The 13198-nt window shown below is 37.2% G+C and carries 14 protein-coding genes and 4 tRNA genes; 4 read left to right on the forward strand and 14 right to left on the reverse strand.

Going from position 1 to position 13198, the window contains the following annotated elements; all coding sequences use genetic code 11:
• Positions 1–29: 29 nt before the first annotated feature.
• The 13 genes from ubiK to EV693_RS05315 form a co-directional block, all read right to left on the reverse strand.
• Positions 30–293, reverse strand: a complete 264-nt coding sequence (gene ubiK, locus EV693_RS05255; protein WP_132501322.1) for a ubiquinone biosynthesis accessory factor UbiK — start codon at positions 291–293, stop codon at positions 30–32.
• A gap of 156 nt (positions 294–449) precedes the next feature.
• Positions 450–524, reverse strand: a tRNA-Gln gene (locus tag EV693_RS05260).
• 56 nt (positions 525–580) lie between these two features.
• Positions 581–655, reverse strand: a tRNA-Gln gene (locus EV693_RS05265).
• A 28-nt stretch (positions 656–683) separates the two neighbouring features.
• Positions 684–768: transfer RNA gene (locus EV693_RS05270), tRNA-Leu, on the reverse strand.
• Between the two features lie 3 nt (positions 769–771).
• A tRNA-Met gene (locus tag EV693_RS05275) sits at positions 772–848 on the reverse strand.
• 176 nt (positions 849–1024) lie between these two features.
• Entirely contained in the window at positions 1025–1861 is an 837-nt protein-coding gene (gene aroE, locus EV693_RS05280) for a shikimate dehydrogenase (RefSeq protein WP_132501323.1), read from the reverse strand.
• Positions 1862–1870: 9 nt separating this feature from the next.
• Positions 1871–2425, reverse strand: a complete 555-nt coding sequence (gene tsaC / locus EV693_RS05285) for an L-threonylcarbamoyladenylate synthase type 1 TsaC (protein ID WP_132501324.1) — start codon at positions 2423–2425, stop codon at positions 1871–1873.
• Between the two features lie 124 nt (positions 2426–2549).
• Positions 2550–2999 (reverse strand): DNA topoisomerase family protein, encoded by a 450-nt coding sequence (locus tag EV693_RS05290; protein ID WP_132501325.1) that lies wholly within the window; start codon positions 2997–2999, stop codon positions 2550–2552.
• Complete coding sequence (gene yqfB, locus EV693_RS05295; protein ID WP_132501326.1) at positions 2986–3306, reverse strand: N(4)-acetylcytidine aminohydrolase; 321 nt, start codon at positions 3304–3306, stop codon at positions 2986–2988. Before yqfB ends, EV693_RS05290 begins: the two co-directional genes overlap by 14 nt.
• A complete protein-coding gene (gene recX, locus EV693_RS05300; RefSeq protein WP_132501362.1) occupies positions 3296–3742 on the reverse strand; it encodes a recombination regulator RecX in 447 nt (148 codons plus the stop codon). The genes yqfB and recX overlap by 11 nt, the downstream gene beginning before the upstream one ends.
• A gap of 53 nt (positions 3743–3795) precedes the next feature.
• Positions 3796–4908 (reverse strand): recombinase RecA, encoded by a 1113-nt coding sequence (recA, locus tag EV693_RS05305; RefSeq protein WP_132501327.1) that lies wholly within the window; start codon positions 4906–4908, stop codon positions 3796–3798.
• A gap of 162 nt (positions 4909–5070) precedes the next feature.
• On the reverse strand, positions 5071–5688 hold the full coding sequence (locus EV693_RS05310; RefSeq protein ID WP_132501328.1) for an aminotransferase class IV family protein: 618 nt from the start codon (positions 5686–5688) through the stop codon (positions 5071–5073).
• Positions 5666–6634 (reverse strand): aminodeoxychorismate synthase component I, encoded by a 969-nt coding sequence (locus EV693_RS05315; RefSeq protein WP_132501363.1) that lies wholly within the window; start codon positions 6632–6634, stop codon positions 5666–5668. The genes EV693_RS05310 and EV693_RS05315 overlap by 23 nt, the downstream gene beginning before the upstream one ends.
• A 205-nt stretch (positions 6635–6839) precedes the next feature.
• On the opposite strand from EV693_RS05315, the gene fabB reads away from it, so the two are divergent.
• The 3 genes from fabB to EV693_RS05330 all read left to right on the forward strand — a co-directional run bounded on the left by fabB (position 6840) and on the right by EV693_RS05330 (position 10138).
• On the forward strand, positions 6840–8057 hold the full coding sequence (fabB, locus tag EV693_RS05320; protein WP_132501329.1) for a beta-ketoacyl-ACP synthase I: 1218 nt from the start codon (positions 6840–6842) through the stop codon (positions 8055–8057).
• A gap of 219 nt (positions 8058–8276) precedes the next feature.
• Entirely contained in the window at positions 8277–9302 is a 1026-nt protein-coding gene (murB, locus tag EV693_RS05325) for a UDP-N-acetylmuramate dehydrogenase (protein ID WP_132501330.1), read from the forward strand.
• Positions 9299–10138, forward strand: coding sequence for a biotin--[acetyl-CoA-carboxylase] ligase (locus EV693_RS05330; RefSeq protein ID WP_132501331.1), 840 nt, complete (start codon positions 9299–9301; stop codon positions 10136–10138). Before murB ends, EV693_RS05330 begins: the two co-directional genes overlap by 4 nt.
• A gap of 76 nt (positions 10139–10214) precedes the next feature.
• Here the strand turns inward: EV693_RS05330 and EV693_RS05335 are convergent, their stop codons facing one another.
• On the reverse strand, positions 10215–11027 hold the full coding sequence (locus EV693_RS05335; RefSeq protein ID WP_132501332.1) for a Cof-type HAD-IIB family hydrolase: 813 nt from the start codon (positions 11025–11027) through the stop codon (positions 10215–10217).
• Positions 11028–11583: 556 nt separating this feature from the next.
• Between EV693_RS05335 and leuA the strand changes: the two genes are divergently transcribed.
• Positions 11584–13128: a 2-isopropylmalate synthase gene (gene leuA, locus EV693_RS05340; protein WP_132501333.1), complete on the forward strand. Its 1545-nt coding sequence runs from the start codon at positions 11584–11586 to the stop codon at positions 13126–13128.
• The last annotated feature ends 70 nt before the right edge of the window (positions 13129–13198 follow it).

A 13198-nucleotide genomic window follows, 5' to 3' on the forward strand; every position in this document is an offset into this window, starting at 1 on the left:
AATTAAGTCCTTTTATGAAGTGAATAAATTTACGGAGTTGATGGCTGCTCTACTGGTTGCTCTGCAAGCTGATCCAAACGTGCTTCCAAGACAATTAATTTTTCACGAGTGCGAAGTAAAACCTGAGATTGCACCTCAAATTCTTCTCGAGTAACAATGTCCAATTTAGCTAGTTGAGCTTGCAGTATTTGTTTAAATTTTTCTTCCAAATCGCTTCCTACATTTTTTAGGCTTTGTGGTAACGCATTTTGTAGCTGGCGAGCAAGCGATTCTAAATTTTGGGGGTCAAGCATCGTATTTCTCCTAGATAACCTTCTTCAAATTAAAACTGGACTTGATTCTAAAGAATTTTAGCCAAGATCTAAAGTAAGAAATGAAGAAATTACCTCATGTAGCAAAAATACAATAAAAAGATCTAAATCACAAATAAAAGTAATATAGAAAATAGGTGGCTGGAGTACTAGGATTCGAACCTAGGAATGCTGAGATCAAAACCCAGTGCCTTACCGCTTGGCGATACTCCAAAAAAGAAAAACTAACTTACGTTAGCTATATGGAAGTTTAATCTAGTTTATAACTATGGCTGGAGTACTAGGATTCGAACCTAGGAATGCTGAGATCAAAACCCAGTGCCTTTCCACTTGGCGATACTCCAGTTGTTTTACTATTTTGCAAGCTTCAAATGGTGCGGGAAGAGGGACTTGAACCCACACACCTCTCGGCGCCAGAACCTAAATCTGGTGCGTCTACCAATTTCGCCATTCCCGCAAATGGTGGCTACAGCGAGATTCGAACTTGCGACCCCAACATTATGAGTGTTGTGCTCTAACCAGCTGAGCTATGTAGCCCTTGCGATAACCACATCGGCTTTGCGTGGCGTATTATGCTGATTTAGAAATAGTTCGTCAAATATTTTTTGTTAAAAAAATAACTTTTTTCTCTGTTTGAATAGAGTTTCAACAAATTGCTAGAAAAAACAACGAATTTACTGATTTCTCAGTATCTCTTTGTATTTCCTAGTACATCATTGTTTGATGCATTGTTGCCCAGTCATTTTTAAATGTGAAATGATAGGCATAATATTAGGCAGAACGCCTTCCCATAATTCAAATGAAAATGCGGCCTGCCCAACCAACATTCCAATGCCATCTTGAAGCATATTTGCTCCTTGAGAATGTGCATAATTGAGAAAAGGCGTGTTGCTTTCTAAGGAATATTGCATATCATAAACTTTAGTGTCCTTGAATAAGGACGATGGTAAATCAACGGATTTGCCTTGTAAACCTAGAGAGGTTGCATTGATAATAACATCAAAATCCCTATCCCTATCATTTAATTCTTCCCAACAAGCGGTTTGAATTACACCAAATTTTGCAAATTTCTTCACCAAACTAACCGCTTTCTCGTGCGTTCGATTAAATAGAGTAATGCGTTGTTCAGCTTGTAAGAGTGGATACAGAACCCCTTTGGCTGCCCCACCAGCTCCCAAAATCAAAATGTTCTGTCGAGGTAAAAGCCAGCCTAGCCTCGCTAAATCAGCGGCTAATCCTACGCCATCAGTATTGTCTGCATACAATCGTCCGTCCTCTAATTTAACGAGTGTATTGCAGGCTTCTGCAAGTAAGCAACGTTCGCTATAACAATCTGCTAGTTTAAATGCTCGTTCCTTGAAAGGGGCGGTGATATTTGCTCCTTTTGCTCCCTTGACAAAAAATTGTTCAAGCTGTTGCTCAAACAGCTTTTCATCGCCTAGCATTGCTTGATACATCACTGCTCTTTCTGTTTGTTGAGCAAAAAGCTGATGAATATGCGGAGACTTGCTCTGAATAATTGGGTTGCCCCATACGGCATACTGATTCATTATTTAAATTTAACCTTGTCTAAAAATATGTTGCGTAAAAATATCACGGATTTCTGAAGGCTTATCTTTTTTGCCTGTTTCTTCATCTAATACAGGAAAGTCTTTGCCAAACATAGCTCTTACTTCTGCTGCCGTGCGGCAGGGTGGGTATGTTGCTAAATTTGCACTTGTTGAAGTTAAAGCTGTGCCAGTTGCTTGACATAATTTTACAACACTAGGAAGCCGACAAATTCGTACTGCAATTGTATCAAATTGCCCTGTGAGATAACGAGAGACGTTTGATTTAGCAGGAACAACCCAAGTGATAGCCTGCTCACTGACTTTTTCAAGAGAATCCCACTCCTTTTGCGTGAACAAATGGGTGTTTATGTAAGGCAGTAAAAATTCACTGCTTGATGCAACCAGAATCAGTCCTTTTTCAACAGGACGTTTTTTTAACCAAAGTAGCGTTTCAATTGCTAGCTCACTTTTTGGGTTACAGCCTAGTCCAAAAACTGCTTCTGTTGGGTATGCTATTACTTGATTTTGATTTATTTTTTCAACAATTTGATTAAACGAAAACATTTGTATCCTAGAATTTCATATACCTTAAATTTTATTCTTCAAAATATAATGAATGTTAGAAAGTTGCTCTATTTTGCCAATTTGGGGCTGAGTCATACTTGGTGTACTATTCGTGCTTGATGTATTATTCGTGCTTAATGTACTTAGCCAATACACTTTCCGTTGGTTTAGTAGAAAGGGTGAACCTGCACTCTGGATACCCTTCGCACCCCCAAAAAACTTTACCTGACCGCCCAACTCTTTCAACTAGTTGGTGTTTATTACACGCAGGACAGGAGAATGTTTCTTTCTGTTCTGACTCATGAGTAACAATGAAATGACAATTAGGGTAATCACTACAACCAATAAATAGACCAAAATGTCCACTTTTTAATTGCAGCAATTTGCCGCACTGAGGGCAAATCTCATCTAACGTTTTTACAATATGGCTTATTTGCTGTAGCGGTTTTAGATAGCTACATTCAGGGTAAGCAGAGCAACCCAAAAACAACCCTTGTTTACCACGTCGAATATGCAATGGTGCTTGGCATTCAGGACAAAATTCAGTCTTTTTAGTCGATTTAAATAGGCTCATTAATTAATTCAAATTCAATTAATACAAATTCATTTTCAAATGGATAAATCTCTCTAACCACCTGTTTTAATGCGTGCAAACTCATATTTTCTTGCTGGGCGTGTTGCTCATTTAACTGCTCAAAACGAATAGGCGAGATGGAGATAATACGAATATGAGCAAACAAGCGGCCTGTTTCGTGAGTAAAAACGCAAAGCTGTTGCCCTGCTAAGAAGTAAGCTTCGGATTTATCTCTAATTGTGATTGTTTTTTTACCGCTTAGGATATCTGCTTCAAAACGACTAAAAAAAGTAATTTTATTCTTCATTGTTAATCTCCATCAGATGACTAAAATGATCACGATGAAAACCGTGGTTTAACATATACCGCCACATTTTTTGCTTTGCTTTAATATCCCAATTTGCGGGGCGTTTACGATTAAACAAACGCTCAGCCTGTTCAAACCAATCTATTTCACTTTCATCTAATTGCTGATTAATCAACCAATCCGCAACACCTTTTTGGCGTAGCTCTTGTTTAAGTCTGAGCGGTCCATAACCTTGCTGCCCTCTATAATGGATAAAATGCAAACAGAAACGTTCATCACTTTGCCATTTATGTTCTTGAGCTTTCTCAATAGCATTTTCCACTTCTTCCTGTGAATACTCTTTCGCTTTGAGTTTTTGTCTTAATTCAAATTCACTATAATCACGCCGAGCGAGAAGATAGACGAGATATTGGATAGCACTTGATTTATGTTTCATCATTGAGAAAGAAAATGCGACATTATGGATAATAGCCGCATTTTATAAATTAATTAAAGTTCTTCATCAAATTGCTCTTCGAGTATATCCACCTCATCTTTAGCGGTTTCCTCAATTAAGAGCGTTTTATCTGGATTTTCTAAGAATAATTCTCGGATATTTTTCTCTATAATGTCAGCTTGCTCTGGATTATCTAATAACCATTTCACTGCATTATTTTTACCTTGCCCAATTTTGTTTCCTTCATAAGAAAACCACGCCCCTGATTTCTTAATCAAGCCGTGCACAACACCGAGATTAAGTAGCTCGCCTGTTTTAGAAATGCCTTGCCCATACATAATATCAAATTCAACCGTGCGAAATGGCGGTGCAACCTTGTTCTTAACCACTTTTACCTTTGTTTCACTGCCAATAATTTCATCACCATTTTTTACAGAACCAGTGCGACGAATATCCAAACGTACAGATGCATAAAATTTAAGTGCATTTCCGCCTGTTGTGGTTTCAGGGTTACCAAACATCACCCCAATTTTCATTCGAATTTGGTTGATAAACACGACCAAGCAGTTCGTTGTTTTTATGTTTCCTGTTAATTTACGTAGTGCTTGGGACATTAAACGAGCTTGTAGCCCCATATGAGAATCGCCCATTTCACCTTCAATTTCAGCTTTAGGAGTTAATGCTGCTACGGAATCAACAATAATCACATCAACAGCACCTGAACGAACCAAAGCATCACAAATTTCAAGTGCTTGCTCACCATTATCTGGCTGAGAAATCAATAAGTCTTTTGTTTTTACGCCTAACTTTTGAGCATATACAGGATCAAGTGCGTGTTCGGCATCAATAAAGGCACAGGTTTTACCTACTTTTTGGGCCTGTGCAATCAGAGACAATGTCAGAGTTGTTTTTCCTGACGATTCTGGACCAAAAATTTCTACAATTCGCCCCATAGGTAAACCGCCAATACCTAAAGCTAAATCCAAGCCGATTGACCCCGTAGAAACAGCTTCAATATCTAATTGCTGGGTTTCTCCCAATTTCATAATTGAGCCTTTACCAAACTGTTTCTCAATTTGTGCAAGGGCGGCTTGTAGTGCTTTTTCTTTACTTTCTGGTTCGGTATGCTTTACCACATTCGGTGTAGCTGCTTTTTTTTCTGCCATTGATATGTCCTTTTCCTATTCTGTCTTGAAAATGTAGCCTTAAAATGTTGCTTCTGAGCAAGCATCTTTTCCGTCATTATACTGTTTGGATATACAGTTTCAAGTGTTTTTTTATTTTTTCGATCTTCATTGCAAAATTAGCCTTCCTTGTAATGAAGTTTGCTATGACACTACCAACTCAGACAAAATTGTTGTGCGGTCAATGCAAATTGCACGCATAGGATCAAAGGGATTTAATGCATTGATCATCATAATTTGTTCATAATTATAAATATCATCAACCGATATGGAGCATAACTCAATTTGGTTCTTCGCCAATAAATAGCTTAATTGTGTTCCTTTTAGTAAGTAATGTGCTGGACTATACCACTTTTTTTTTTGTTTAAAGAGTAAATTTCCAATTGTGCAATCGCTGATAAAACCATTATTTACAATAATAAATTCATCAGTTTGAAAATTATTCATAAAATCAAATCGCTTGCGATCACTATATTTAAATCTATAATCTAGATTACTACATTTGACTAATTGAAAATTACGTATTGACCTAGGTCTATATGGATAAAAATTAACTTGAAAATCTTCGCTATTATAATCTACACGGCAACGAAAAAAACCAACCTGATACATATTAGGAATTAAGATTTTATTTAAATCTAGATGGCATTTCTTATGGAAATAATGAGTAAATGAATACTCTACTCTTTGTTGATGAAAATAGATATTTTTAAATTTACCATTATTGACTGCTAATGTTTCAAAAAGAGGATATTGGCACATAGACTTTCTCTAAAATTTCATTATATTCTTCATTTATGTTACTAAGTATAGTAATTCCTCCACCACTGCGAAATAAATATTGATCTTGTTTTTTTTCAATATACCGAATAGCTACCGCACTCTCAACATTTTCACCATCAAAATAACCAAAAATCCCAGTATAATATCCCCTCTCTTCTTGCTCGCTCTGCTTAATAATTTCAACTGTTTTAAGCTTCGGAGCACCGCTAATTGATCCAGCAGGTAATAATTTCACGAGTATTGTTCCTATGTTATCTTGCCAATGTTCAGCTAGCTCACCACAAATTTCAGAACTTGTTTGATAAATAGATCCCTTATGTGTTTCTATCTTTTCAAGATAGCGGTATTTTGTAACTTGTATATTAGAAGAGACTAATGCTAAATCATTTCTAATTAAATCAACAATAGTGTTATGTTCTGTTAATTCCTTTTCTGAATTCATTAGTTTTTGCTTTGCATCATCTTCATTTGCATTAATAGTTCCCTTCATTGGGTAAGCGTAGATCTTATTCTTTTTTATTCTAATAAAACACTCTGGTGAAAAACAGACAAATTGATCTTTCAAATAACATTTATATTTTGCAGTCGTATTCTTAAAAATATCCTCAAGAGAATAATTCATCTGAATTTTTGTGGCACAAGTTAAATTCAATAAATAACTATTTCCATTTTGAATATGATTTTTAACATAGTTAAATTTTTGTTGATATTTTTCAAAGGGTAACGGCTGGATAGCAAATTCAAACGGCTTATTTACTCTTTCTGCTACAATATCTGGCTTGCAAAAAAAGTCAAAAAATAGACCGCTTGTCTGTGCCTCGTCCATCTTTAAGATAAGTGGCTTTTGTTGCTCAAAGTCAATCAAAAAAAAGAAAGGCGTTCGAGTTTTCCCCCATTCATTGGCCTGTGGAATAAAATTGCCCATCATCATTGTATTATATCTCACGCTAATTAATAGTTTTCGCCTATTGATTCTTGGTTATTGATTACGAAGTGCATATTCTATCGCTTTTTGAACTTTTTGCAAAAACTACTCCGATCTGAAGCATAATCTTGATTAAATGTTTCTGCCTCAAGCCAAAATTGTGTAGAATAGCGATGTTTTTTATCTTACATTTGAAGGAAAGAGAATGAAAAGAGTTGTTATCACTGGCTTAGGCCTTATTTCCAGTATTGGTAATAATAAAGAAGAAGTACTTGATTCGTTGCGTCAAGGAAAATCAGGGATTGAGTTTGTCCCAAGTTTTGCTGAAGTTGGTATGCGTAGTCAAGTTGCAGGTACAATTAAATTGAACCCTGCGGAACTTATTGATCGTAAAATCTATCGCTTTATGGGCGATGCCGCAGCTTATGCTTATCTTTCAATGCAAGAAGCAATCAAAGACTCAGGTTTGACAGAAGATCAAGTTTCAAACGATCGTACGGGATTAATTATTGGAGCTGGCACGGGATCTGCACATAGTCAACTTGTTGCTTGCGATGCTGTTCGTGGACCAAGAGGCGTTAAGGCCGCAGGTCCCTATGCGGTTACCAAAACAATGGCATCAAGTGTTTCAGCTTGTCTTGCAACACCTTTCAAAATTCGTGGTACTAACTACAGCATTAGTTCAGCTTGTGCAACTTCAGCTCACTGTATTGGACACGCAATGGAATTAATCCAACTAGGTAAACAAGATGTTGTTTTTGCAGGCGGTGCTGAAGAATTATCGTGGGAATGTGCGGCACAATTTGACGCAATGGGGGCTGTTTCAACTAAATACAATGAGACACCAACAAAAGCCTCTCGTGCTTACGATGCAAATCGTGATGGATTTGTTATTGCTGGTGGTGGAGCAATTGTTGTTGTAGAAGAATTGCAGCACGCACTCGATCGTGGTGCTAAAATTTACGCAGAAATTGTTGGTTATGCGGCAACATCAGATGGTTATGATATGGTTGCCCCAAGTGGTGAAGGTGCGGTTCGCTGTATGAAACAAGCTATTGCAACGGTTAAAGGTGAAATCGAATATATTAATGTACACGGTACTTCTACCCCTGTCGGTGATGTGAAAGAGCTTGGTGCAATCCGTGAAACTTTCGGTGACAAATCGCCTGCAATTTCCTCAACCAAATCAATGACAGGACACTCTTTGGGTGCTGCAGGAGCTCACGAAGCAATTTATTCACTGTTGATGCTAGATAATGATTTCATTGCACCAAGTATCAATATTGATGAGCTCGACGAACAGGCAAAAGGCTTAAATATTGTGACTGAGCGTCAAGATAAATCTCTGACCACTGTAATGTCAAATAGCTTCGGCTTCGGTGGTACAAACGCTTGCCTTGTCTTCCAAAAATATCAAGGTTAATTGGTTAGACTGAATAAATCTTGTTCATATTAATTTGCTCTTGAAAAATTAAGCTACTCTGTCTAATTTTCAGGAGCAGATTTTCTGGTAAGAAGCTTGGTTGAGTAAAACTCGACCTATTTAATATCTAAGAATAATGATTAAGCAATTCTCTTTTTATTGTTTTTTTACCAAATGTCTATGGTAAACTAAACGAATATCTAGTTAATTATTCTCATTATGCAAACTCTCCTCCCTTTCCATACTTTCCATTTACCTGCCTTTGCTCAGGCAGTTGTCCCCGTTCAAAATGTCGAGCAATTATTGACTGAATTCCGTCATACGCAAGAGGCACAACAGCCTTTATTATTTCTCGGACAAGGAAGTAATCTATTGTTTATCGAAGACTTTGCGGGTACTGTCTTAATTAATCAGATGAAAGGAGTTGCTTACCGACAAGATGACCACTATCACTATTTACATATTTCAGGTGGTGAAAGCTGGCACGAATTAGTGAAATGGACTCTTACGCAGGATATAGCTGGATTAGAAAACCTTGCACTAATCCCTGGTTGTGTAGGATCAGCCCCTATCCAAAATATAGGTGCTTACGGTATGGAATTTGAGCAGGCTTGTGAGTTCGTTGAAGTGCTATCATTAAACTCAGGTGAAATCTTTCGCTTAAGCCGAGATGAGTGTCAATTTGGCTATCGAGAGAGCATTTTTAAACACCAATATAAAAATGGCTATGTCATTATTTCTGTTGGGCTTAAACTCCCTAAGCAATGGGAGCCTATCCTTAGTTACGGCTCTTTAATCAATCTTGATCCAAAAACCGTTACGCCACGGCAAATTTTTGAAGAAGTTTGTGCAATACGTTCACAAAAATTACCCAATCCAGATGAATGGGGGAATGCAGGTAGCTTCTTTAAAAATCCTGTGATTGACTCTGCAAAATTTTTACAATTACAGACCGCTTATCCACAATTGCCATATTATTTGCAATCTAATGGATCTGTGAAAATCCCTGCTGGTTGGTTAATTGATCAGTGCCAGCTTAAAGGATTTCAGGTGGGCGGAGCAGCGGTACATACCCAGCAAGCTCTAGTGTTGATCAACAAAGGCAATGCAACAGGGGAAGACGTTGTTGCACTAGCGAAAAAGGTTCGCCATAGCGTGCGTGAGAAATTTGATATTGATATCCACCCAGAAGTGCGTTTCATTGGGAAATTTGGCGAAATAGACAGTGAGGTAGCCACACGATGAACCAACTTAGTTCTAAGGATCTTCAACAAGGTTTGCTCTGCGGGCAAGTATTCGTATTTCAAGAGATTGATTCAACCAATGAATATCTACTCAATCATTGCCACGCTCTCCCTTGTGGCTCAATCTGTTTAGCTGAAATGCAGACCGCAGGTCGAGGGCGTAGGGGAAGGCAATGGTACTCACCAAAAGGAAAAAACCTTTATCTTTCAATGCTTTGGAAATATGATCAAACGACCATATCTTATATTTCCGCATTGAGTTTGGTTGTTGCAATAATTATTGCAGAGACTTTTCAGCAGCTGAATGTACCTGATATTCAAATTAAATGGCCAAATGATATTTACTATCAAGGCAAGAAAATGGGCGGAATTCTGCTTGAAACGAAGTCTGATAAGTCGAATATTTATCTTGTCATTGGCATCGGTTTGAATCTTTCCCTGCCAACAGTTAACACAGAAATTGTAACTCAAGCTTGGACAGATCTATCCGATTATGAAATTGATCGCAATTTACTCGCTTCAATACTTGCTAAGCAGCTACAAAAAGCCTTATCTGAATTTCCATCGCAAGGTTTTATTCCTTACCTCACAAGTTGGCAAAAGTTTGATTATTTCTATCAATCCCCTGTTACACTTTTTACAGATAACCAAGAAATTGATGGAATTGCACAAGGCGTAAATGAGGTAGGTCAATTATTGCTCAAACGGAAAAATGCGTTAGATGCATTCTCTATTGGTGAGATTTCTTTAAGGCAGCATGAAGACAATTATATAGTTGCTGAAGATGGAGCTTGGATCTGTAATTTACCTTGTACAACAAAAATACGATGCAAATGATCATCTTCGATAGCATTATCACCGATTTGGTTGGTATTCAGAGGTAACACACGCTTTTTATATGGTACAACATTCGCTACAGTTCAAACTCTTTACACAAATAATATGCGACAGCTTCGTCTTTATGGTTGCCAATAATTTCATTTGAAGGTAGTGCCTGTTTTAGGCGGGGATCTGCATTTTCCATAATGCAGCCTCTGCCTGCTTGGGTAAGCATTTCAATGTCGTTTAGACCGTCTCCAAAAGCAATACAATGAGCTAAATTGTAACCTTTATTATTCATCAATGTTGAAAGAGTGTTGGCTTTACATACGCCATAATTCATTATTTCTAAACATTGAGGAGAGGAGTAAGTGAGTTGAAGCTGATTGGCAAATAATTGTTTAATTTTTTGTTCAATGGGTAATAAGTCATCTATTGTTTGAGCAATGAAAAATAATTTCTCTGCTTGGTTTGTATGATGCCGTTCGAAATTTACAACGTTATACATAAATCCTGAATGTTCGTAATATTGGCGTAATGCTGCGACATCAACATTAATAAACCACTCGTCACCTTGGTAGCTATTAAGGCATACACGAGTACGCTCAAATGGCAATCGAAAAAGTTCATTGACAATGTCTTCAGGTATATAATTTGAGTATAGTAATTGACCTGTCAAGGTGCTTGCTCTTGCTCCATTTGATGTAACAAGAATAGCCTCTTCTAGAGAACAGTTCTTCATCAGTTGTTTCACATCGACAAAACTTCTACCTGTCGCAATAAAAATGTCCAATCCTTTCTTTGCTAACCTTTCTACAGTTTTGACCGTAAAATCGCCAATATGCTGTTTATGATTAAGTAGTGTGCCATCTAAGTCTGATATTACTGCACGAAATTGATTTGCCATAACGCCTCCAATAGGATATCAAGTCTATGAGACTAGCAAATTTATACACAAAGAGCAAAAAAATAGCGAAATACTGTTTCGCCCATAAGAATTTCAACTTAATCAAGTTAAAAACTAATTCAGCATTATTGGTTATTTTTTCATTTAAACGATATATTTTATTAAATCTCTATGAGGTTTAATAAAATATATCACTAAAAAATAATGAATAATCAGAATTATTGTTTGAGTTTAGAAGATAATTTGAGAGTTAAATAGCGGTATTTAAGCATAAAATACTATTGACTTGATTTAATTTAAAGCTAACATTGTTTCTAATTTTAGATAATAATGCAAACACAACATAATATGGAATTTTTCTCTCTAGACCTCTGTTTATTATGCAGGCATGTAAATGTGGCAAGAAATATATCCATACCTTTTGCCCGCAAAATTCTGCGGGCTTTTCTATAACTGTAGAATGAAAATGAGATAAATACTATTTTCTCCGTAAATAGTGAGAGAATGAGATCTATTACGGTAATCAAGCGACTATCAGTACACTTAGGGAATTTTTATGTCAAACAACCAAATTATTATTTTCGATACGACTTTACGAGATGGCGAGCAATCATTGAAAGCGAGCTTAACAGTCAAAGAAAAATTGCAAATTGCACTTGCACTAGAACGCTTAGGTGTAGATGTGATGGAAGTTGGCTTTCCTGTTTCATCAGCTGGAGATTTTGAATCGGTCAAAACAATTGCTCAACATATTAAAAATAGTCGAGTATGTGCTTTATCCCGTGCTGTAGATAACGATATTGATGTGGCTGCAGAAGCATTGAAAGTGGCACAGGCGTTTCGTATTCATACTTTCATCGCAAGCTCTGCGATTCACGTTGAATCAAAATTACGCAAAACCTTTGATGATGTCATTCATATGGCGGTAAATGCAGTTAAACGAGCCAGAAATTATACAGATGATGTGGAATTCTCGTGTGAAGATGCAGGACGTACTGGAGTAGATAATATCTGTCGTATTGTGGAAGCCGCTATTAATGCAGGAGCAACCACGGTAAATATTCCTGATACTGTTGGTTATTGCTTACCCTATCAATATGGCGAGATTATTTCTAATGTAATGAACCGTGTTCCCAATATTGATAAAGCGGTTGTTTCTGTGCATTGCCATAATGATTTAGGTATGGCAACGGCAAACTCATTAACAGCCATTTTAAACGGTGCAAGGCAGATTGAATGTACTATCAATGGTATTGGAGAGCGAGCAGGCAATACTGCATTGGAAGAGGTCGTTATGGCGATTAAGATTCGTCAAGATATGTTTAATATAGACACTCGCATTAATACTCAAGAAATTCACCGAGTTAGCCAAATGGTTAGCCAGCTTTGTAATATGCCAATTCAACCAAATAAAGCCATTGTGGGATCTAATGCTTTCGCACATTCATCAGGTATTCACCAAGATGGTATGGTTAAAAATAAAAATACTTACGAAATTATGTCGCCTGAAACTATCGGTTTGAAAAAAGAGAAGCTAAATTTAACTGCTCGCTCTGGGCGAGCCGCAGTAAAAAATCATATGGAAGAAATGGGCTATCAAGAAAGTGATTACGATCTAGATAAACTTTATGAAGAATTTCTTAAATTGGCAGACAAAAAGGGGCAAGTATTTGACTACGATCTAGAAGCACTTGCCTTTATTGATATGCAACAAGGTGATGAAGATAGGCTAAGCCTTGATGTTATTACAACCCAACTAATTAGCGGACTTCCAGCTTCAGCATTTGTACAAGTAGAATTAGATGGAGAGCGTCGGAGTGCCACCTCACAAGGTGGAAGTGGACCTGTTGATGCCGCTTTTAATGCAATTCTTAACATTACAGGCATAGAACTAACCATGTTGCATTATAACCTTACAGCCAAAGGAGAGGGAGCAGAAGCACTTGGGCAAGTCGACATTGTCGTCGAACTCCAAGGTAGACGTTTCCACGGCGTAGGTCTAGCGACAGATATCGTAGAGGCGTCAGTAAGAGCATTAATTCACGCACTTAATGCTATCTACCGCTCTCAAAAAGTAGCAAGCTTAAAGAATAAGAAATAATCTGGTTATTAAGATAGTAAGCGGTCAGTTTTACTTAATATTTTGAAAAAATATTGCAATAAATGACCGC

Origin of the sequence: Nicoletella semolina, from assembly GCF_004345745.1 — a bacterium.
Lineage (GTDB): Bacteria > Pseudomonadota > Gammaproteobacteria > Enterobacterales > Pasteurellaceae > Nicoletella > Nicoletella semolina.